This is a genomic window from Kaistella sp. 97-N-M2 (assembly GCF_021513235.1).
GTDB lineage: Bacteria > Bacteroidota > Bacteroidia > Flavobacteriales > Weeksellaceae > Kaistella.
In genome coordinates this window covers 1,601,348-1,623,010 of sequence record NZ_CP090976.1, presented here as the reverse complement: position 1 = coordinate 1,623,010, position 21,663 = coordinate 1,601,348, and the positions used below count along the sequence as shown (strand labels likewise).

Genomic DNA, 21,663 nt, shown 5'->3' with positions numbered 1-21,663 from the left:
TTTTAATCCGCCGCTCCGTCTTTAAGAATTTGGTTAATAAAATCATATTCAAATCCTCTTCCGAGTAAATAATTCACCGTTTTTGCTTTTTTTTGATACGGCTTTGCGGCGGTTTGTTTGGAATAGTAATTCTCATAAATTTTGCGCAGTGTTTTTTCATAATCTTCCTCCTCAATCTCATCAAAACAGGAGGTAATTAACTTGTCGGAAACACCCTTAAATTTTAGATGGTTGCGGATTTTATTGCGTCCCCAGGATTTCATATAAAACTTGCCGCGGATGTAACTCCGCGTGAAACGCTCTTCGTTCAGATAATTCTCCTTCATCAGGTAAAGCAGAATTTCTTCCTTTGCTTCGGGGATGATCAGATAATCGCGCATCTTCTCTTCCACTTCTTTATGGCAGCGGTCCTGATAAACGCAGTAGTTCACCATCTTTTGTTTGATTTCGAGGAAAGTATAGGATTTATGTTCCAAAGTAAGGTTGAGATTATGGTATAAATTTAAATTCCGGTTTGGTATACACTTATCGTTTAGCTAAAGTTCTCGATACAATTTTGCTCCGCAAAATCACTCGAACTGACGAAAGCGTGTAATTAATACAATTCTGCTTAATGTAACTCCGTCACTTCGAGTAGCGCAGCGTATCGAGAAGTTTTTTATGTGCTCCTCAGCAAATCATTCAAACCATCGTCACTTCGAGTAGCGAAGCTTATCGAGAAGTTCTTTATCAAACATCTTTTTTTTATGTAATTCTTATAAATGAATTCCGTTCTGTTATCACGTATCGTTTACTTAAAGTTCTCGATACAATTTTGCTCCGCAAAATCACTCGAACTGACGAAGTCTAATTAATTAACCAATTCTAGAAATCTAAACCCCTCATCACTTCGAATAGCGCAGCGTATCGAGAAGTTTTTAAAATATATTTTCGCACTAAAATCCCAGCACCGTACTTCTCATTTTTTAAAAACCTTTTTCGCGAGCGCCGGAAGATCGTCATACCGGCTTTCAATGAGCGCCAGTTTCTTTGCCCGCGACCATTTTTTGATCTTTTTTTCAAATTCAATGGCAAGATTAATATCCGTAAAACTACAGAAATAGACCAGTTCGACAGGCAATCTTTGGGCGGTATAGGAATCACCGTGCTTTCCGCCCTGATGCTCCTGCACCCTTTGTTCCAGATCACTTGTTACTCCCGTGTAAAAGGTACCATCGGAACATTTTAAAATATAGATGTATGAAAGCTCCATCTTGTCTGTTTTTTAATATATCAGTCTTAAAAGTTCTCGATACAATTTTGCTCCGCAAAATCACTCGAACTGACGAAGGCGACTTAATCACTCCAGTTTGAGAAAATTAAACCCCCGTCACTCCGAGTAGCGAAGCGTATCGAGAAGTTCTTTATCGAGCATCACTTTCTATTTATTATAATTATAAATTTCCATTTGGTATCCGCTTATCGTTCACTTAAGTTCTCGATACAATTTTGCTTCGCAAAATCACTCGAACTGACGAAAGCGTTTAATTAATACAATTCTGATAACTTAAACCCACCGTCACTTCGAGTAGCGAAGCGTATCGAGAAGTGCTTTTGGACCAGCCTTAGTTATAAAGTTCTCGATACAATTTTGCTTCGCAAAATCACTCGAACTGACGAAAGTAGCTAATTAGTGCAATTCTTACAAATTTACCCCCGCCGTCACTTCGAGTAGCGCAGCGTATCGAGAAGTTTTTAAAATATATTTTCGCACCAAAATACCATGACCCTACTGCTCATTTTTTAAAAACTTTTTTTGAAAGCGCCGGAAGATCGTCACACCGGTTTTCAATAAGCGCCAATTTCTTTGCCCGCGACCATTTTTTGATCTTTTTTTCAAATTCAATGGCAAGATTAATATCCGTAAAACTACAGAAATAGACCAGTTCGACAGGCAATCTTTGGGCGGTATAGGAATCACCGTGCTTTCCGCCCTGATGCTCCTGCACCCTTTGTTCCAGATCACTTGTTACTCCCGTGTAAAAGGTACCATCGGAACATTTTAAAATATAGATGTATGAAAGCTCCATCTTGTCTGTTTTTTAATATATCAGTCTTAAAAGTTCTCGATACAATTTTGCTCCGCAAAATCACTCGAACTGACGGCGTGATTTCTAATTAAAAGGCATCCGAAAACTTGAGCCGGTCGTCACTTCGAGTAGCGAAGCGTATCGAGAAGTTCTTATCAAACATCTTTTTCTGGTGTAATTCTTATAAATCAATTCCGTTCTGTTATCACTTATCGTTCACTTAAGTTCTCGATACAATTTTGCTCTGCAAAATCACTCGAACTGACGGCGCGATACTTCTTACGGTTTGCGCTTGTTAACGGACAAACGAAAGCCGTCAACCCACCGTCACTTCGAGTAGCGCAGCGTATCGAGAAGCCTTTAGATTATATTCTTGTACTCAAAATCCCATCACGTACTGCTCATTTTTTAAAAACCTTTTTCGCGAGCGCCGGAAGATCGTCATACCGGCTTTCAATGAGCGCCAGTTTCTTTGCCCGCGACCATTTTTTGATCTTTTTTTCAAACTCAATGGCAAGATTAATATCCGTAAAACTACAGAAATAGACCAGTTCGACAGGCAGTCTTTGAGCGGTGTAGGAATCACCGTGCTTTCCGCCCTGGTGCTCCTGCACCCTTTGCTCCAGATCACTTGTTACTCCAGTGTAAAAAGTATCATCGGAACATTTTAAAATATAGACGTATGAAAGCTCCATCTTGTCTGTTTTTTTTTAATATATCAACTATTTCAGTCTTAAAAGTTCTCGATACAATTTTGCTCCGCAAAATCACTCGAACTGACGGCACGATTATTACTTAAGGGTCATTCGAAAACTTGAGCCGGTCGTCACTTCGAGTAGCGCAGCGTATCGAGAAGTTTTTAAAATATATTTTCACACTAAAATCCCATCACCGTACTGCTCATTTTTTAAAAACTTTTTTTGAAAGCGCCGGAAGATCATCATACCGGTTTTCAATGAGCGCCAGTTTCTTTGCCCGCGACCATTTTTTAAGCTTTTTTTCAAATTCAATGGCAAGATTAATATCCGTAAAACTACAGAAATAGACCAGTTCGACAGGCAATCTTTGGGCGGTATAGGAATCACCGTGCTTTCCGCCCTCATGCTCCTGCACCCTTTGTTCCAGATCACTTGTTACTCCAGTGTAAAAGGTATCATCGGAACATTTTAAAATATAGACGTATGAGAGATTCATTTTGCCTGCTTTTTTCTTATATCAACTATTTTAGTCTTAAAAGTTCTCGATACAATTTTGCTCCGCAAAATCACTCGAACTGACGGCGTGATTTCTAATTAAAAGGCATCCGAAAACTTGAGCCGGTCGTCACTTCGAGTAGCGAAGCGTATCGAGAAGTTTTTTATGTGCTCCTCAGCAAATCATTCAACCCACCGTCACTTCGAGTAGCACAGCGTATCGAGAAGTGCTTGTGGACCGGCCTTAGTTATAAAGTTCTCGATACAATTTTGCTCCGCAAAATCACTCGAACTGACGGCGCGATTTCTAATTAAAAGGCATCCGAATCTTCAGTCGGTCGTCACTTCGAGTAGCGAAGCGTATCGAGAAGTTTTTTATGTGCTCCTCAGCAAATCATTGAACCCGCCGTCACTTCGAGTAGCGAAGCGTATCGAGAAGTTCTTTATCAAATGCTCCTTTACATCTCCCTTCAACTCTCCGTCACTTCGAGTAGCGCAGCGTATTGAGAAGTGGTTTTGGACCGGCCTTAGTTATAAAGTTCTCGATACAATTTTGCTTCGCAAAATCACTCGAACTGACGGCGTGATTTCTAATTAAAAGGCATCCGAATCTTCTGTCGGTCGTCACTTCGAGTAGCGCAGCGTATCGAGAAGTTTCGTATAAAATCATCAACCTCAAAGCAGTCAGCAGCCTTAATAATTAAACAACGCCTTCCCTTCCATCATCTGATTCGCTTTCTTCCGAACCTCCGCAATTTTGCCCTCATCGTTAATGTTCATCACCACCTCGTTGATCAGTCCGGCCAGAACTTCCATATCCCTTTCTTTCAAACCTCTCGTCGTGATCGCTGCCGTTCCCAAACGGATTCCCGACGTCGTAAAGGCAGATTTGTCATCGAACGGCACCATGTTTTTGTTGCACGTAATATCGGCTTTTACCAAAGCTTTCTCGGTTTCTTTGCCGTTCACATTTTTATTGCGGAGATCCACGAGCATCAGATGATTATCCGTGCCGCCACTTACAATATCGAAACCATTGTCGATCATGGCTTTGGCCAAAGCACGTGCATTGGCAACAACCTGCTTGGTATAGACTTCAAATTTCTCATCAATCGCTTCTGCAAAGGCGACGGCTTTTCCGGCGATCACATGTTCCAGTGGCCCGCCCTGAATTCCCGGAAATACGGCACTGTCCAAAACCTGACTCATCATTTTAGTGTCACCTTTTGGTGTTCGATGTCCGTATGTGTTTTCGAAATCTTTGCCCATCATTATTAAACCGCCTCTCGGTCCGCGAAGTGTTTTATGGGTTGTTGTGCTCACCACATGGCAGTGTTCGAAAGGCGAACTCAAAAGACCTTTAGCAATCAATCCCGCGGGATGCGCAATATCGGCCCAAAGTGTCGCCCCTACCTCATCAGCCACTTCACGGAATTTTTTAAAATCCAGATCACGCGAATACGCCGAATACCCTGCGATGATCATTTTCGGCTTTACCTCCAATGCTTTCTGACGCATGGCTTCGTAATCGATGAGACCGCTTTCCCGCTCCACGCCGTAGAAATTGGCGCCGTATTGAATTCCGGAAAAATTCACAAAAGATCCGTGCGTTAAATGGCCGCCCATGGACAGATCCAAACCTAAAATCTGATCTCCCGGCTTCAGTACCGCCAGGTAAATGGCTGCATTCGCCTGGGACCCGGAATGCGGCTGCACATTCGCATACGCCACACCGAAAAGTTCTTTCGCTCTTTCGATGGCCAGAGTTTCCACCTCGTCTACGACTTCGCACCCGCCATAATATCGTTTTCCGGGATAACCTTCCGCATATTTATTTGTTAAAACGCTTCCGACCGCTTTCATCACGTTTTCGGAAACAAAATTTTCCGATGCAATAAGTTCGATGCCGTGCGTTTGCCGTTGTCTTTCCTGTTCAATAAGGTCAAAAATTGGATCCATAGGGTATAATTGATGTTTTTAAGCTGATTAATATGCCTTCAAATTTATGGAAATTTTCGGGAAGATTTTTGCAGCATAATGCAAAGTACACATCCGGGGATTTGGGTGAAAATTCATGGCATTAAAAACCGTGATCACAAAACCTTTAACGCTAAATATCATGGATGACGTTAATGATACTTTTCTACGCACTTCAAAGGTACGGCCAGAACAGAAATTTTCTTATTTTCGCTGCAATGAAAAGTACGAAATGAAAAAAGGCGACTCAGTTTCGGTGGTGGACGAAAATTTAAAAGGAAAAATTATCTCCATTCAGGGAAAAAAGGTGATCCTCGAAGATGAACACGGCTTCCGGTATGAGTACGACGAGTCTGACCTTGTGCTGCAGGCTGCCGGGCTTTACGACGAAATGCACACCGTTCAAAAAACAGAATTTTCTAAATCGGTCTCCAAAAAGCATCACAAAAAACCGGTCCTGCTCGATCTTCATTTTGAAAACCTCGTGAAAAATACGGCCGCGTACGATTCCTTCGAAAGACTTTTTCTCCAAAAGGAAAAACTTCTCTCGACATTGGATTACTGCCGAAAAAACAACCTGAAGAAGCTCGAAATCATCCACGGCATCGGTGACGGCGTTTTGCAACAAATGGTCCACGACGTGTTGGAAAGCCAGACGAACCTCGAGTTTCATAACAAGGAAATTCTGCATCATCAATCGGGCACCGTCCTCGTTTTTTTTCGATAACGGCCTCAGGTCCTATCCCCAAATTCAGCTCATGTATTACATAAAGGCTCATAATAAAGAAAATTCCGAAAGCCGATTAATTTTAATAAATTTGCTGGCGTAAAGCATGGAACAACTCAAATTACTTTTTACGAAAGACGGCCTGCAATATCAGATTTCCCGAAACAGAAATGTTTCCGGGGAAGATTCTTTTTTTGTGAGCGAAGATTCGCCCGAAAACTTTCTGCAGACAAAACTCGACGCTGTTTTAGAGCAGAAAAACTTTAAAGAAATCAGCGTCATCTCGGCGCTGAATCATTTTACTTTGATGCCCGAAGGTTTTTCGGACCACGATTTAGGTTATGACCTGATCGCCTTTAACGCCCCTGTCGACCGCGAAAAAGAAGAATTAATGCTCTCCGTCAACAAAAAGTTTGGCCTTCAGTTTTATTATACCTTGCCGAAAGTGACCTATCGCAAAATTAAAGACCTGGCGCTGCCCACGAATTTCAATTTTTCGGGGGAGCAGTTTTTGAATACAATTTCTGGAAAAAATCAGAAGGAAATTCATATCAATCTCTATCATCAGCAGTGTGAATTTTTCGCCCTCGACCACAAAAAAGTGATTTTATATAATAATTTGGACGTAAATTCGGAAGTGGATTTCCTTTATTTTATTATGTTCACGCTCAGCAAAATTGGTTTCGGCAGTAACGACACCCAGTTTTATGTTTATGGTGAAACCACCGAAAATGAAACGTTTATTTCCGAACTGAAAAAATTCGTAAAAAATTTAAAGATCGTTTACGATAATATTCCGAAAAAGAATTTTATTTTGAATGCCCGGTAAAATTCCAGAAGCAAGGCAAAGGTGAAAAAGCTAACTGAAAATTGCGGTAAATGGTCGGTTTTTATGAAAGTTATTGCGGTACTAAAAAAGGCTCTGGGTTTTGACTTGACTTTGCAAAGTGAAACGCCTTTGCGCCTTAAAGAGTAAGCAACAATTGATCTCGCGCCTTTGCGTTAAAAAAATAAAATTCTTTTCTCAGTCCTGCTTTTATCTATCATTTAACAAACACCAACCTCTCAATGTACAGAATCATCAGCGGCCAATGGAAAGCCAAACGAATTTCCGCTCCGAAAAATTTCGATGTAAGACCCACCACGGATTTTGCAAAAGAAGCCCTCTTCAGCATTATCGAAAATCGGTACCGGTTCGATTTCGCGTCCATTTCGGTGCTGGATCTGTTTGCAGGAATTGGCTCCATTACGCTGGAATTCGCTTCCAGAGAATGCAAAGACGTGACTTCTGTAGAAATGAATACCAAACACGCCGGCTTTATCAATTCCACCGCCACCGACCTCGACATGGGCGCCCAGATTAATGTAATGCGTGCAGATGTTTTTGAATACCTGAAGAAAAACCGAAACCGAAAAACCTTCGAAATTGTTGTAGCGGATCCGCCTTTCGAAACGGAAGAAAAAAAGTACCAGGAACTGATTTCTTTGGTGCTGAACAATAATTATCTCAAAGAAAACGGCGTTTTTATCCTCGAACATCAAAGCCGTACGAAACTGGAACATCCGAATTTAATCGATACGCGCAAGTACGGAAACGTAAGCTTTTCGTTCTTTAAACCAAACGAGGTTGCGGAAGTAATTTAATTTTTATATCAAATCCTGGTCTTCAAAGACTGATAAATCTTTAATTCAGAAATAACTAAAAAGTTTCCTTTTTGTCGTCAGCTTCTACGTAGAAAATATTAAACATTCGTGTTTTCGTGGCAATTTCCTAGAATTCGGCGCAAGAAACTTAAAGTACTTTCAGTTCCAGATCAATACTTTTGCCGAAGAACTTTTTTGAGATTTTCTCGAAATTCTTTGTGATATCCGACAGGTAAAAATGATAGGTCGGTTTTGGATTGTTTTCGTTTAGGAGGTTGTGTTTTTCCAGAATCATTTTCAGCTGATTTGCAACAATTGTCGGAGAATCAATAACGCGAACTCGGTTTCCGTAAAACTGTTTGATTTCCGGCAGCAATAACGGATAATGCGTACATCCTAAAATTAAAGTTTCAATATTCTTCAGTTTACTGCTGCTCAAATAATTGTAGATAATTGAATGCGTGATCGGATGGTTACGAAAACCTTCCTCAATGGCCGGCACCAGCAGCGGCGTGGCCAGTTCCTCGACTTTGATGAACTTATTGTGCTTGCGGATGGATTTTTTATAAAGTCCCGAATTCACCGTAGCTTTCGTCGCAATAACGCCCACATTGGTGTGGATTTCGTACGAAACTTTTTCGGCCACGGGATTAATGACGTCGATAACGGGAACCCGATGATCCACCAAATCCAGAACCTCTTTCAATGCGTTTGCAGTGGCGGAGTTACAGGCGATTACGATTGCTTTACAGTTTTTCTCCAGCAAAAAATCCGTGATTTTCGTAGAATATCCCACGATCGCTTCGCGCGATTTTTCGCCGTAGGGCAGGTGTTTCGTGTCCCCAAAATAAACCAGATCCTCGTGCGGCAACAACCGTTTAATTTCTTTTGCGACGGTTAATCCACCCACGCCGGAATCGAAAATCCCAATGGACTGTTTAGCAGAAAGGTGGCTGAAATCGGGCTTTTTAGTTTTCAAGAGCTAAAATTTTTACAAAAATACGAATTATGCTGCAATGGTGCGGGCGGAATGTAAAGGTGAATGTGCTTGTAATTCAATTGTGTTATTCCTGAATCGTCGAAGAAGAGCCAGAGCAAAAGGCAAGAGCCACTTAAGCTCTTTTAACATCAAAAATCTTAAAAAAACGGTATGAAAGAATTGTTATCAGAAAGTCGAAAACGCCGCACCATATTTTCCGAAAAATATGAATAATAGTAACCGCTTAATGGCTAATTTTTTTTTATTTTGAACTTCGTACCGCTTACAAAATAAACAGATCGGCAGCAATTCCGTCCGCGAGGAACCAGTGTTTTTCCGGAATTTTCAAATAATTATTTTCGATGACCAGAATTCCATCCGCAATTTTTTGTTGAATTTGCGTTTGAAAAGACTCGGTCAATTCGCTGCTGAATTTCTCCTTTAATGAAGATAAATTTACGCCCCACGTGGTCCGCAAACCAATCATCAGCATTTCATTGAACTGATCTTTTTGTGTTAAAATTTCCGTTTCCTTTGCGGGTTTATTTTGATTTAAAGAATTGATGTACAATTGATTGTTCGCGATATTCCAGCTCCGCTCGTTGCGCCCGTTGTAAGAATGCGCAGACGGACCGATGCCCAGATACGCTTCATAATTCCAGTACGCGGAGTTATGTTTGGAGTGAAAACTCGGCTTTCCAAAATTAGAAATTTCGTAATGATCGAAACCCTGACCTTTCAGAAATTCCGTCATGTAAAAAAATTCTTCGTGCTGTTCGGTCTCTTTTGGCGCTGCAATCTTGCCCTGCGAAATCCACGTATTCAAAGCGGTTTTCGGTTCAACCGTTAGCGCGTAAGAAGAAATGTGCGGCACCTGCAGTTCGATGGTTTTATTTAAATTTTCTTTCCAGATGTCGAAACTGGAAGTTGGTGATCCGTAAATTAAATCGATGCTGATATTTTCAAAGCCAAAATCCTGTGCGCGCTTGATGGAATCTTCCGCTTCATTCGAAGTGTGGGCGCGGTTCATCAATTTTAAATCTGCTTCAAAAAAACTTTGCGTTCCGATGGACAGCCGGTTAAATGGCGTTTTTGACAGCTCCATAAGAAAGTTTTTATCCAAATCATCGGGATTTGCTTCGAGCGTGATTTCGATGTCCGCCTCAAAAGCAAAATATTTTAAAACCTCATCAATAATGGATTGCAGTTCCTTAACCTTAAGTATAGAAGGCGTTCCTCCGCCGAAATAAAGGGATTTTAAATTTTGACTTTCCAGTTCGTCTTTGCGCAGAAAAATTTCCTTTTTAATCGCCGCAACCATATCTTCCTTATAGTTTAAAGACGTAGAAAAATGGAAGTTGCAGTAGCTGCATTTTTGTTTGCAGAAAGGAATGTGGAGATAGATCATGGGAAAAGAGCCAGGAAAAAGGCAAAAAATGCCGGTTGGAACATTAGGTTAGGATTGTGTGCGACAAAGATAATCATTCATCATCTTCAATTACCGCCAAGCAACCTTAATATCTGAATCCTCTCGAATTGATAAAGTTTTCAATATTATACCCCACGCTCAGCATAAAACTGCTGCCGGCGTACTCCTGAATATCCGACAGACCGAAATTATAAGTGGCACCAAAAAAGAAGTTGTTCACCGTAGCTTTGACGATGGGAGAAATACCCAGATTCTGGCTGCCAAACTGATTCTTGGAACTTCGCATGCTGGCACCCGCGGAAAAGGAATTTTGATCGCCCACCGCGGTTCCCATTAAATTTAAATCGGTGATGCGCGTGGAATTCGTATTAAAATTCATCGAAACCGACGGCGTTACATAAAGCTGTTCATTTAAATAATAATCATAACCCGCGTTGATGATAAATTTGGTTGGTTCCGGCTCAATGCCGTTCACGATGGGAATATCGTTGGTTAAAGCAATATCGTTAACGGAAACGCCCGCGAAAAAATTACGGTACGTTACCGCCATCCCCAAATTGGCATAGACCAAAAATAAGGAATTGGCATCAGAAGACAGCGTTGGATCGCCCGGATCCTGCGGGTTGAGCGCTCCCAGATCAATACTCAAATTGTAGAAATTCACATTCGTCCCAAAGGAAAACTGGCTTTTTCGTTCACCGTCATCATCGAGAGGAATAAAATAGGAGGCGCCCGCGCCAATGCCGTTCGCGGAAATCGGTCCGTTCTGATCGCGGAAAAAAGTTAAACCTGCGCCTACCCTGTCGAAAACATTGGCATGCATGCCGATGGACTGCACATTCGGCGACTGATCGAACTGCGAAAACTGCTTTTGGTAGTTTAAATTCAGCACCACATCGTCGGTTTTGCCATAAAGGGCAGGATTAAATAGGAAATCGCCTTCCAGCAGATACTGTTGGTAATAAGGCAGTGTTTCCTGGCTTTTGTAGGTTCCGAAGAAAACCACCACGAAAAATAACGTATATATTTTTCTCATAATTAATGATGCGTGCAATTTCAGCAAATATAAAAAAAGTTTTTATGTAATTAAGATTCCAGATAATTCCGCCATTTCTTCACCGCTTCATCCATATCCTGCGGCATGGGACTTTCAAAATACATTTCCTCTTTCGTTGTCGGATGAATAAACCCTAAAGTATGCGCGTGCAGGGCATGACGCGGCAAAATTTCAAAGACATTTTTTACAAACTGCTTGTATTTCGGCATATTCACGCCTTTTAAAATATGATTTCCTTCGTACCGCTCATCATTAAACAAAGTGTGCCCGATATGTTTAAAATGCGCGCGGATCTGATGCGTTCTCCCCGTCTCCAGTTTGCATTCCACCCACGTAATGTAGCGGAAACGCTCCAATACTTTATAATGGGTTACAGCATGCTTTCCTAAACTTCCGTCTTCAAAAACCGCCATCTGCATGCGGTTTTTAAGGTGCCGCCCGATATTTCCGGTGATGGTTCCTTCATCTTCTGCCACATTGCCCCACACAAAAGCCCAGTACAGTCTTTTGGTTTTGCGCTCAAAAAACTGTTTCGCGAGGAAACTTAAGGCATATTCGTTTTTTGCAATCACCAGTAATCCCGATGTATCTTTATCGATCCGATGAACCAAGCCTACACGATCCAGATCCGATTTCTGACCGTTTTTTTCGAAATGAAAAGCCAGCGCGTTGATCAAAGTGCCGTCATAATTCCCATGACCTGGATGAACCACCATTCCCGCGGCTTTATCCACAATCACCACGTCGTCATCCTCATAAACGATGTTTATAGAAATATCTTGTGGAATGATGATGTTTTCGCGCGGCGGTTTCGTTAAAAGCACCGAAATTTCGTCGCCGGGTTTTACGCGGTAGTTCTGTTTTACGGGCACGCCATTCACCACCACGTTTCCGGCGCGGCAGGTTTGAGAGATTTTGTTTCGGGAAGAATTCTGACGGAAAATAAAAAGAAATTTATCGATGCGAAGCGGTTCCTGTCCGCGATCGACCTTAATGGAAAGATGCTCGTAAAGTCCTTCTGATTCCGCTTCGTTCGATTCCTGATCCGGTATTTCTTCTTCGGAAAACTGTTCGTGTTCGTCTGTCATTTTATCTGTGAAAGATAAAGCTCCAACATTACCGTTGAAGCTTTAAGATTTTATAATTCGTAAAAAACTACTCAACGATTACCTTTTTGGCTTTCGGCTTTTCGTCCGGTTTTGGGGCCGTTGTCGCTTTTGGTGTGGTTGTTTTCGGTGTCGTTGTTTTCGGCGTCGTTACAGTGGTTTTTTGATCGGTTGCGGTTTTTGGAGCTTCTGTACTTTTTACTTCCGGTTTTGGAGCTTCCCTCTGTGGCGTCACGGGCACCGCTCGTTCCACTTGTGGTTGCGTACGACGTTCCGGAGCTCTGTACATCGGATCTTCGTAGTAGTTCTGGGAAGGCGCTACCGTATCGATTTTAATTCTGTAAATGGAGTTCAGCTGCGCGATTTTACCACCCATTTCGGCGGGTGTTTTCTTACTCGCCCAGATATCGATCTGCATTCCCTGGTCGCGGACGTCATAAGACGCGGGATCCTGATAGTAAACGATATCGGATTCATCATTGTTGTTATCTTCGTATTCCACGAGGCCAACTTCAAATAAATTTTGTGCAATAATGGCTTTCGCTTCCTGAACCGTAAGTCCTACTAAATTGGGAACGGAAATATTTCTCTTCGGTCCTGCGCCAATCACGAGATCGATTGTGGTAAACCGCGGCAAAAGCGAACCCGGTTTCAGGGTGGCACCGTTGTACATCATACGAATTACCGCGTCTCTTTGAATACTCGGTTCAAAAATCGTATCGCCCACTTTTAAACCCACCTGTTCCAGTTGCCGAAATGCTAAACCTTTGTATCGGTCTAAAATATCCGGAACGGAAACCTGCGCATAGGTTCTTGGATTAACCTTCATAATGATGGTTCTGCCGTCTTTTACGCGGGAACCCGGGCTGGGATAAATCTGTAAAACCTGAAACGGACGGTATTTGGGATCATATTTAAAACTGTCCACCTCATATTCCAAACCGGAATCGTCGAGGATTTTAATGGCATCCTGAACAGATCTGTTCATCACATTCGGAACAGCGATCTCTTTGCCGTGATTCGTGTGCATCTCCAACCAACGAAAGGTAAGCCAAACCAGACCTGTGAAAATGGCAGCTGCCAAAAGTAAATTGACCAAGACTTTCCAGTGGAAAAGCGATTTAAGCATATTTCTAAATCTTTATTGTAAGTGCAAATATATAAAATTATCTTTTCGGAAAATCACCGAAAAGTTTTGGCCCGAAATTTTTCAGCCGAAAAGTTTTGAAATATTTACCTTTGTCTCTTAAAGAAAATACATGATTCTATCCATGACCGGCTTCGGGAGAAGCGAAGGCACCTTCGACGGTAAAAAAATTACCATCGATCTGAAATCGCTCAACAGCAAATCTTTCGACCTCAACATCAAGATGCCCTTGCGGTATAAAGAAAAAGAATTCGAAATCCGAAAAATTCTGAACGACCGGATTCTGCGCGGAAAAGTGGACTGTTACATCAATGTTGAAACTTTAGACGACACAAACGATGTGACCATTAATCATGATCTCGTGAAAGCCTACATCGCAGAACTCCGGAAAATCTCCGGCGACGGCCCCGATTTCGAATATCTGAAAATGGCCATCCGAATGCCGGAAGCCATCTCTTCCCGCCCGGACGAGCTTAATGACAACGAATGGGTTTTTCTTATCGAAGTTCTAAATGAAGCCCTCATGAAATTCAATAATTTCCGCGAAACGGAAGGCGAAATCCTGCAGGAAGAACTCGGGAGAAACATCCGCAAGATCGAATCTTATCTCGCGCAGGTGGAACCTTACGAAGACGTGCGGATGGACGGTGTGAAGGAACGTTACCGCAAATCCATGAACGAGTTTGACCAGATCGATGAAACACGTTTTTACCAGGAGATGGCTTATTATACGGAAAAATTAGATATTGCCGAAGAAAAAGTACGGTTAACGCAGCATCTTAAATATTATCAGGAAGTCGCGAAAAACGAAGATTTCAACGGAAAAAAACTCGGTTTTATCTCGCAGGAAATCGGCCGGGAAATCAATACGCTCGGTTCCAAAGCCAACCACGCAGAAATCCAAAAACTCGTCGTAATGATGAAAGATGATCTGGAAAAAATTAAGGAACAGACGCTGAACGTTTTATAATTGAGGCGTGATTAGTAACATTGATGAAGCACTAAACGCTTTTATTAATGATCTATAATACATCATTCACCAACAATCAATACTTATTCATGAATAAAGTTATCATTTTCTCGGCACCTTCCGGAAGCGGAAAAACAACCTTGGTTAAGCACTGTCTGGACGTATTTCCGGATCTGCAGTTTTCCATTTCGTGTACCACGAGAGATTTGCGCGGCAGCGAAGTGCATGGCATCGACTATCATTTTGTTTCGCCCGACGAATTCCGCCAGAAAATTACGGAAGAGGCTTTTGTGGAATTTGAAGAAGTGTACGAAGATAAATATTACGGCACCTTAAAATCCGAAGTAGAGCGCATTTGGGCGAGCGGAAAAGTGGTTATTTTTGATGTTGATGTGAAAGGTGGAATTTCCCTCAAAAAATATTTTGGCGATCAGGCACTTTCCATTTTCATTATGCCGCCCTCGGTGGCAGAACTGGAGCTGCGCCTGATTTCGCGCGGGACCGATGATCTGAAAACTATAAAAACCCGCGTTCATAAAGCCGCCGACGAAATGGCTTTTAAAAATGAATTCGACGTCATTTTGATTAACAGTGATCTGGAAGTCGCAAAAAAAAATGTGGAAGATCTGCTGAAAAAGTTTTTAAAATCATGAAAATTGCCATCATTGGGTGCGGCTGGGTCGGAATAAGACTGGCCGCTTATCTGAAAAACAAGAAACATTTTGTCCTGGCGACCACCACTACACCGGAAAAAATTCCCGTTTTACAAAAAGTGGCAGACGAAGTTCACCTCCTCGATTTCAGCAAGACACAAAATTTCGATTTTTTGAATGAGGTTGACGTGGCTGTTTTCAGCATGCCGATTTCACGCGAAAGCTGGCGCAGCGGCTTCGAAAAATTTCAAAAATCTTTTCCGAAAACCATCCTTTTCAGTTCTACCGGAATCTATCCTACGGCAGACCAAACTTTCACGGAAAAAGATACGGAAAATCTCCGTCCGGATATTTTGGCAGCCGAAAATTTAGTTCAAACAAAATATCCGCAAACAAATATTTTACGCTTTGGCGGTTTGATGGGCGACGAGCGCGCACTCCGGAATTTCTTTAAAAACAGAACGCCCGAAAATCCACATAAACGAACGAACTACATCCATTACGAAGACATTTTACCCATTGTCGAACTGGTGATGGAGTCTGAACGAAGAGACGAAATTTACAATGTGGTAGCACCGGAACATCCTTCTATTGGGGAAATTCTTAATATCGAAACTGACGGAGCGGGCATTTCTTCCCAGAAAAATTCAAACCGAATTATTTCCTCCGATCATCTGATTCAGGATTTTAATTATACATTTATACATCCGAATCCTAAATATTTTTAACATGAGTACCGAAAATTTAGATAAAGCAAAAACCAACCTGCCGGTAAGAGGATTCCTGAAAATCGACGACCTCATTATTCCCACGGGAGACGATTTGGTAAAGGCAATTTTAGACCTTAAAAAAGAGAAAAATGCCGTTATTTTGGCGCACTATTACCAGCCGCCGGCCATCCAGGATATTGCCGATTATTTAGGAGACTCGCTCCAGTTGGCGCGCGCCGCGAAAGATACCAATGCCGATATGATCGCTTTTTGCGGTGTTCACTTTATGGCCGAAGCCGCGAAAATTTTAAATCCCGGAAAAAAAGTTGTTCTCCCGGACACGCAGGCGGGTTGCTCCCTCGCAGACGGCTGCAGCGGCGAAGGTCTACGTGCCATGCGCGCGCAATACCCGAACGCTTTAATCGCGACCTACATCAACTGCAACGCCGAAACGAAGGCCGAATCCGATATTATTGTGACGAGCTCCAACGCGGAAACCATCATCAAATCGCTGCCCGAAGACCGTCCGATAATTTTTGCGCCCGATAAAAATCTGGGCCGATATCTAGCCAAAAAAACGGGCCGCGACATGATCCTTTGGGACGGCAGCTGTATCGTTCACGAAGCTTTTTCCATGGAAAGAATCGCGCAGCAGCTGGCCGATCATCCACACGCAAAACTTATCGCCCATCCCGAAAGTGAAACGCCGGTTCTGGATCTGGCGGCGTTTGTCGGCTCCACCTCTGCCCTTTTAAATTATGTGGAAAAAGACGATGCCCAGGAATTTATCGTTGCCACCGAAGAAGGAATTCTGCACGAAATGCGAAAACGCGCACCGCACAAAAAGCTCATCCCCGCCTTGGTTTTCGACGAATCCTGCAACTGCTCCGAATGTTTTTACATGAAACGGAATACGCTCGAAAAACTTTATCTCTGCATGAAATACGAACTGCCGGAAATCCTCATGGACGAAGATTTGCGTTTAAGAGCATTAAAACCCATTGAAGCCATGCTGGAACTGAGTACGACGATTAAATAATTTTATAAAATATGCCACATATTTCATCGGAAAATTTTTTAATGGAACTTTCACAGATTCGGATTGATCATTTGAATATTGTACTCAAGGACGAAAGTGGAAGTATTATTGTCAATGATATTATCGGTAAACTGCATAATCAGATTCTAAGTTTAAAATCACTTAAGGAGACAATGAATTTAGTTACACTTAATAGAAAAAATGAGATTTTTATATTGTCTCTTGGAGAAATGTCATATATATTTTACGGTGAAAAATTTTTAAGAAATATTGGACATGTAACAATTGGTCAATTACAAGAGTTTACAAAACAAAATAATTTAAATATTGCACAAATCTTTTACTTGATAGTGAATATTGAACCTGTGATTTTTAATAATTAAATTAATAAATGACCTCCAAAATAATCCTCGAAAACCTCAAAATCTACGCTTTCCACGGCGTTCTTCCCGAAGAAAAAATCATCGGAACCACCTTTATTCTGAATGTAGAAGTCCACGCCGACCTCTGGAAAGCCACCGAAACCGACGATCTCCAGGATACCATAAATTACGCTGCGGTCAACGATATTCTCCACGCGGAAATGTCCATTCCTTCCCAATTGCTGGAGCACATTATCGGCAGAATTTTCAAAAAGCTCCAAGTCTCTTTTCCACAGATTACCTTTATCAAAATAAAACTCACCAAAACCAATCCACCCATGCGCGGCGAAATGGACGGCGTAAGCATAGAAATGGCGAAAGAAATCCACACAAAATAAATTCGACTTTTTATAAAATTCAACAAAGATATTTTGGTTAAATTTGCGTGCCCTGTCATTTTAAGTTCTTCCCGACAAAAATCCGTTAAGTCTCCTTTAAACTTATGAAATATCTGCTTCTCTCTTTAATATCCGCACTGCTTCTAAGCATTTCCTGGCCGACCTACGGCGTTCCCTTCTTTATCTTTTTTGCACTTGTTCCGCTTCTGATGATGGAGCACGAAATTACCAAATTTTCCAAAATAAAAAATAAAAGCCGCGCCATTTTCGGTCTCACTTATCTGTGTTTCATCATCTGGAATATCGTAACGACCGGCTGGCTCTACGGTGCCAAAAATCCCGACGGCACGCACTCGCTCATGGCCGTGGTAATACCCGTTTTGCTGAATTCGTTGTTCTACTCAATTATTTTTCAATGCTATCATCTTTATAAAAAAGCGCAGGGAACGTATTTCGGTCTCGTCTTTTTCGTCGCGATCTGGATGGTTTTTGAAAAAATACACCTCAGCTGGGAACTTACCTGGCCCTGGCTGAACCTGGGAAATGTCTTCGCCGATTATCCCAAAATCATCCAATGGTACGATACTTTAGGCGCCACGGGCGGAAGTTTTTGGATTCTGGTCATCAACGTCTATGCTTTTTATACATGGCGGATTTGGGAGGCCGGCAGAAAACGCAGATCGCTCATTATCAATTCCTCCGTTTTAACCATTTTCATCGTCATACCCATCTTGATTTCGATGGTGAAATACCAAAATTTTGACGAAAAACCACTTGGCTCCGTCAACGTTTTAATGCTTCAACCCGAACTGAATCCGTACACCGAGAAATATTCGAAAGACAGCTTAACGATCTTAAGTGATCTTCTTCAGTTGGCAGAACAAAATTCACAGGGCCAGATCGATTATTACATCGGTCCGGAAACTTCGCTTCCAGGATACGGCTCTATCTCCGAAACGGCTTTTGACCAAAGCACGCTTCTCAATGGCGTTAAAACGTTTTTAACGAAACATCCGAAATCGGTCTTTGCCACGGGAATTTCCTCCCACCGTTTTTACCCGAACGCGGATCAGAAATCGGAAACTGCTTACCAAACCTCGCAGGGAATGTATGTAGACAGTTACAATTCGGCGGTTCAGATCATTCCAAACCAAAAGGTAGAAGTTTATCACAAAGGAAAACTGGTGCCGGGCGTCGAGATCTTTCCCTACATCAACGTTCTGAAACCTTTGCTGGGAAATGCCATGATCGATTTGGGTGGCACCACCGCTTCCCTTGCAACAGATCCGGAAAGAAAAGCCTTCAGCAATCCTTTCAACAAAGGCAAAATGGCACCCATCATTTGCTACGAAAGCATCTACGGAGAATTCGTGACCGACTACGTGAAAAAGGGCGCGAACTTTTTAGGAATTATGACGAACGATTCCTGGTGGGGCGTTACGCAGGGACATCAGCAACTCATGGCGTACGCAAGACTGCGCGCGATCGAAACGCGTCGCGAAATTGCCAGAGCCGCGAACAGCGGGATTTCCGGCCACATCAATGCGCGGGGCGATGTGGTTGCCGATACTTTTTACGGCGATAAAACAACGCTTTTCGCAAAAGTAAATCTTTATGATAAAATGACGTTTTACACGAAAGCCGGCGATTTGTTGTCGCGTTTTTCGATCTTCGTTTTTGGATTTTTAGTCTTTTATACGCTGATTAAAAAGTTTCAAAACAGAAAAAAAACGGAATAGTTTCCATCCATAAAAAATCCCGGTTCAGTAATTGAACCGGGATTTTTTGCTTTTGCGCGGGCCTTTTTCTAGAGGGCAACCATTTCCGTTACCTCAACATCGTAACCGCCAACCAAAGGTTTTTGATTCACGTTCTGCGTAATAACACGGAATTTATTAATGCCTAAATTCTTTAAAATCTGCGTTCCAATGCCATAATCGTGGAAGTTGGAAGCCAAAGTCGGGCGTTGTTCCTGCCCGTCCTGAAAATCCAAAAACTGCTGCAGTTTGCGCATCGTATTTTCGGAGTTCGATACATTGTTTATAAAAATCAACGCACCTTTTCCTTCTTCGTTGATCATGGAGGTTACTTTTTCGAGGAGCGGTTTTTCGCCCGTCGTCAAACGGCTCAAAACATCAAAATAGGAATTGGATGCCTGAACGCGCACCAAAATGGGTTCGTTTTCCGACCATTTTCCTTTCGTTAAAGCAAAATGAATTTGATCTGTGCTCGTTTCTTTAAATGCAAAAAAATCGAAGTCTCCGTAAAAGGTTTTTACTTTTCTTTCTTCCAAACGTTCGATAAGATCGCCTTTTCTTAACTGGTATTGTATTAAATCTTCAATGGAGACAATTTTCAGATCGTGTTTTTTTGCCAACTCCATCAGTTCCGGAAGACGCGCCATAGACCCGTCGTCGTTCATAATTTCGCAGATCACGCCGCCTTCTTTCAAGCCTGCCAATTTGGTAAGATCAATGGCTGCTTCGGTATGGCCGGCTCGTTTGAGAACGCCGCCTTTCTTCGCACGCAAGGGGAAAATATGTCCCGGACGCATAAAATCTGCTGGTTTCGTTTTCTCATCCATCAAAGCTAAAATAGTCTGACTGCGGTCGCTGGCGGAAATCCCCGTGGAAACTCCGGCGCCCAACAAATCCACAGAAACCGTAAATGCCGTTTCCTTCGGATCACTGCTTCGTGTTACCATAATGTCAAGACCCAGCTCGTCGCACCGTTTTTCCGGCAGTGGCGTACAGATTAAACCCCGACCAAAAATCGTCATGAAATTGATGATTTCGGGAGTTGTTAATTCTGCGGCAGACAGAAAATCTCCTTCATTTTCCCGGTTTTCATCATCGACGACAATAATTATTTTACCGTTTTTTAGCTCCTCAATTGCTTCAGGAATCGTATTTAATTGAATATCCGACATTTTACTTTTAGATTTCTGCAAAGATACTGAGATTTAGCGCAACCGACAATCCCAATGTGGGCGTCTTTTTCCTTCTGAATTTAAGTTGAATATGTGAAAGAATACCATTTTTTTATTGCTGGCTACTCCATTCCTGCGCCTCCAATTTAGAGATGAAATTTTTCCAGGTTTATCGCCACATTCATTTTTTTTAAAGAGAATCCACAGCCTTCCGGATGATGGCATACGATTTTAAACGCGCTTCCTGTTCGTAAATATGCGAAGTGATCATCAGCTCATCGACGTTGAACATCTCTTGAAATTCCTGAATCTTTGTTTTTATGGTGTTTTCACTGCCGATAAAACTGTACCGCAGCATTTTCATAACGTGCGCTTTTTCCATGGGATTCCACACATTGTCGATATCATCCACGGGCGGCGAATACGGTTTTCTGTCGTCGCGGATAATATTAATGAACGCCTGATAAAGCGTAGTAGACAGTTTTTTCGCTTCCTGATCCGTATCTGCAGCAATTCCGTTGACGCAGGCAATAATATAAGGCTGCGGGAATTCTTCACTCGGCTCGTAATTGGTGCGGTAAATCTCGAACGCAACCGCCATCATATCCGGTGCAAAATGTCCTGCAAATGCATAAGGCAAGCCCATTTTTGCCGCAAGCCAGGCGCTGTCGGTACTGGAACCCAGAATATAGATGGGAATATCGCAGCCTTCGCCGGGAATAGCGCGTACGGCACTTTTCGAATTTTCAACGGAGAAATACCGCTGCAGTTCCTGAATCTGGTGCGGAAAATGCTGGTTAATGTTCATGGGATTTCGTCCCAGAGCTTTGGCGGTGATGCCGTCGGTTCCGGGCGCACGGCCGACGCCTAAATCGATTCTCTTCGGAAATAAACTTTCCAGCGTTCCAAACTGTTCGGCAATAACCAAAGAACTGTGATTCGGCAACATAACGCCACCGGAACCTACGCGAATGGTTTGCGTGCCGTTCGCGATATAGCCAATAAGAACAGAGGTTGCGGAACTTGCGATACTCGCCATATTGTGATGTTCGGCCAGCCAGAATCTTTTGTAGTGTAACTGCTCTGCAAACTGAGCCAAAGCCAAACTGTCCTTAAAAGTATCGTTAATGGTTTTATTTTGTTTCACCGGAGCTAAATCCAGTACAGATATTTCTAGTTTCTTCATTGGTATAAGATATGAATCGTTTTGTAATCCTACAAAATTAAGACTTTCGGCAGAAGAGTGCGCATTTTGAGCGGATTCAAAAGTGATG

23 protein-coding genes are annotated in these 21,663 nt (G+C 42.3%); 10 read left to right on the top strand and 13 right to left on the bottom strand.

Annotated elements, in window-relative coordinates:
• Positions 1–2: 2 nt before the first annotated feature.
• The 6 genes from L0B70_RS07730 to glyA all read right to left on the bottom strand — a co-directional run bounded on the left by L0B70_RS07730 (position 3) and on the right by glyA (position 5,221).
• On the bottom strand, positions 3–434 hold the full coding sequence (locus tag L0B70_RS07730) for a regulatory protein RecX (protein WP_235141247.1): 432 nt from the start codon (positions 432–434) through the stop codon (positions 3–5).
• Between the two features lie 524 nt (positions 435–958).
• Complete coding sequence (locus L0B70_RS07725; RefSeq protein WP_235141246.1) at positions 959–1,252, bottom strand: GIY-YIG nuclease family protein; 294 nt, start codon at positions 1,250–1,252, stop codon at positions 959–961.
• Positions 1,253–1,775: 523 nt separating this feature from the next.
• A complete protein-coding gene (locus tag L0B70_RS07720) occupies positions 1,776–2,069 on the bottom strand; it encodes a GIY-YIG nuclease family protein (RefSeq protein WP_235141245.1) in 294 nt (97 codons plus the stop codon).
• A 401-nt stretch (positions 2,070–2,470) separates the two neighbouring features.
• Positions 2,471–2,764, bottom strand: coding sequence for a GIY-YIG nuclease family protein (locus L0B70_RS07715; protein WP_235141244.1), 294 nt, complete (start codon positions 2,762–2,764; stop codon positions 2,471–2,473).
• A 205-nt stretch (positions 2,765–2,969) separates the two neighbouring features.
• On the bottom strand, positions 2,970–3,263 hold the full coding sequence (locus tag L0B70_RS07710) for a GIY-YIG nuclease family protein (protein ID WP_235141243.1): 294 nt from the start codon (positions 3,261–3,263) through the stop codon (positions 2,970–2,972).
• A gap of 692 nt (positions 3,264–3,955) precedes the next feature.
• The gene (gene glyA, locus L0B70_RS07705; RefSeq protein ID WP_235141242.1) at positions 3,956–5,221 is read right to left on the bottom strand and encodes a serine hydroxymethyltransferase; all 1,266 of its coding nucleotides are present in this window, start codon (positions 5,219–5,221) and stop codon (positions 3,956–3,958) included.
• Positions 5,222–5,336: 115 nt separating this feature from the next.
• Here glyA and L0B70_RS07700 point away from each other — a divergent pair, with 115 nt between their 5' ends.
• The 3 genes from L0B70_RS07700 to rsmD all read left to right on the top strand — a co-directional run bounded on the left by L0B70_RS07700 (position 5,337) and on the right by rsmD (position 7,610).
• Complete coding sequence (locus L0B70_RS07700) at positions 5,337–5,966, top strand: Smr/MutS family protein (protein WP_235141241.1); 630 nt, start codon at positions 5,337–5,339, stop codon at positions 5,964–5,966.
• A 106-nt stretch (positions 5,967–6,072) separates the two neighbouring features.
• The gene (locus L0B70_RS07695; RefSeq protein WP_235141240.1) at positions 6,073–6,795 is read left to right on the top strand and encodes a DUF3822 family protein; all 723 of its coding nucleotides are present in this window, start codon (positions 6,073–6,075) and stop codon (positions 6,793–6,795) included.
• 239 nt (positions 6,796–7,034) lie between these two features.
• On the top strand, positions 7,035–7,610 hold the full coding sequence (gene rsmD / locus L0B70_RS07690) for a 16S rRNA (guanine(966)-N(2))-methyltransferase RsmD (protein WP_235141239.1): 576 nt from the start codon (positions 7,035–7,037) through the stop codon (positions 7,608–7,610).
• A gap of 148 nt (positions 7,611–7,758) precedes the next feature.
• On the opposite strand, the gene murI is transcribed toward rsmD, so the two are convergent.
• The 5 genes from murI to L0B70_RS07665 all read right to left on the bottom strand — a co-directional run bounded on the left by murI (position 7,759) and on the right by L0B70_RS07665 (position 13,310).
• Positions 7,759–8,589 (bottom strand): glutamate racemase, encoded by an 831-nt coding sequence (gene murI, locus L0B70_RS07685; protein WP_235141238.1) that lies wholly within the window; start codon positions 8,587–8,589, stop codon positions 7,759–7,761.
• A gap of 283 nt (positions 8,590–8,872) precedes the next feature.
• Complete coding sequence (gene hemW / locus L0B70_RS07680; RefSeq protein WP_235141237.1) at positions 8,873–9,997, bottom strand: radical SAM family heme chaperone HemW; 1,125 nt, start codon at positions 9,995–9,997, stop codon at positions 8,873–8,875.
• A 106-nt stretch (positions 9,998–10,103) separates the two neighbouring features.
• Entirely contained in the window at positions 10,104–11,054 is a 951-nt protein-coding gene (locus tag L0B70_RS07675; RefSeq protein WP_235141236.1) for a PorP/SprF family type IX secretion system membrane protein, read from the bottom strand.
• Positions 11,055–11,104: 50 nt separating this feature from the next.
• A complete protein-coding gene (locus tag L0B70_RS07670; protein WP_235141235.1) occupies positions 11,105–12,163 on the bottom strand; it encodes an RluA family pseudouridine synthase in 1,059 nt (352 codons plus the stop codon).
• A gap of 67 nt (positions 12,164–12,230) precedes the next feature.
• Positions 12,231–13,310 (bottom strand): PASTA domain-containing protein, encoded by a 1,080-nt coding sequence (locus L0B70_RS07665; protein ID WP_235141234.1) that lies wholly within the window; start codon positions 13,308–13,310, stop codon positions 12,231–12,233.
• A gap of 130 nt (positions 13,311–13,440) precedes the next feature.
• On the opposite strand from L0B70_RS07665, the gene L0B70_RS07660 reads away from it, so the two are divergent.
• From L0B70_RS07660 to lnt, 7 genes are all read left to right on the top strand, one after another.
• On the top strand, positions 13,441–14,298 hold the full coding sequence (locus L0B70_RS07660; protein ID WP_235141233.1) for a YicC/YloC family endoribonuclease: 858 nt from the start codon (positions 13,441–13,443) through the stop codon (positions 14,296–14,298).
• Positions 14,299–14,387: 89 nt separating this feature from the next.
• Positions 14,388–14,951, top strand: coding sequence for a guanylate kinase (gene gmk / locus L0B70_RS07655; RefSeq protein WP_235141232.1), 564 nt, complete (start codon positions 14,388–14,390; stop codon positions 14,949–14,951).
• Positions 14,948–15,679, top strand: coding sequence for a hypothetical protein (locus L0B70_RS07650; RefSeq protein WP_235141231.1), 732 nt, complete (start codon positions 14,948–14,950; stop codon positions 15,677–15,679). Before gmk ends, L0B70_RS07650 begins: the two co-directional genes overlap by 4 nt.
• Position 15,680: 1 nt before the next feature.
• Positions 15,681–16,700: a quinolinate synthase NadA gene (nadA, locus tag L0B70_RS07645; protein WP_235141230.1), complete on the top strand. Its 1,020-nt coding sequence runs from the start codon at positions 15,681–15,683 to the stop codon at positions 16,698–16,700.
• Between the two features lie 11 nt (positions 16,701–16,711).
• A complete protein-coding gene (locus tag L0B70_RS07640; protein WP_235141229.1) occupies positions 16,712–17,083 on the top strand; it encodes a hypothetical protein in 372 nt (123 codons plus the stop codon).
• Between the two features lie 8 nt (positions 17,084–17,091).
• On the top strand, positions 17,092–17,460 hold the full coding sequence (gene folB / locus L0B70_RS07635) for a dihydroneopterin aldolase (protein WP_235141228.1): 369 nt from the start codon (positions 17,092–17,094) through the stop codon (positions 17,458–17,460).
• Between the two features lie 104 nt (positions 17,461–17,564).
• Positions 17,565–19,199, top strand: a complete 1,635-nt coding sequence (gene lnt, locus L0B70_RS07630) for an apolipoprotein N-acyltransferase (protein ID WP_235141227.1) — start codon at positions 17,565–17,567, stop codon at positions 19,197–19,199.
• A gap of 68 nt (positions 19,200–19,267) precedes the next feature.
• Here lnt and ribB read toward each other — a convergent pair whose 3' ends face one another.
• The gene (gene ribB, locus L0B70_RS07625) at positions 19,268–20,389 is read right to left on the bottom strand and encodes a 3,4-dihydroxy-2-butanone-4-phosphate synthase (protein ID WP_235141226.1); all 1,122 of its coding nucleotides are present in this window, start codon (positions 20,387–20,389) and stop codon (positions 19,268–19,270) included.
• A gap of 190 nt (positions 20,390–20,579) precedes the next feature.
• Positions 20,580–21,575, bottom strand: a complete 996-nt coding sequence (locus L0B70_RS07620) for an LLM class flavin-dependent oxidoreductase (protein ID WP_235141225.1) — start codon at positions 21,573–21,575, stop codon at positions 20,580–20,582.
• Between the last annotated feature and the right edge of the window lie 88 nt (positions 21,576–21,663).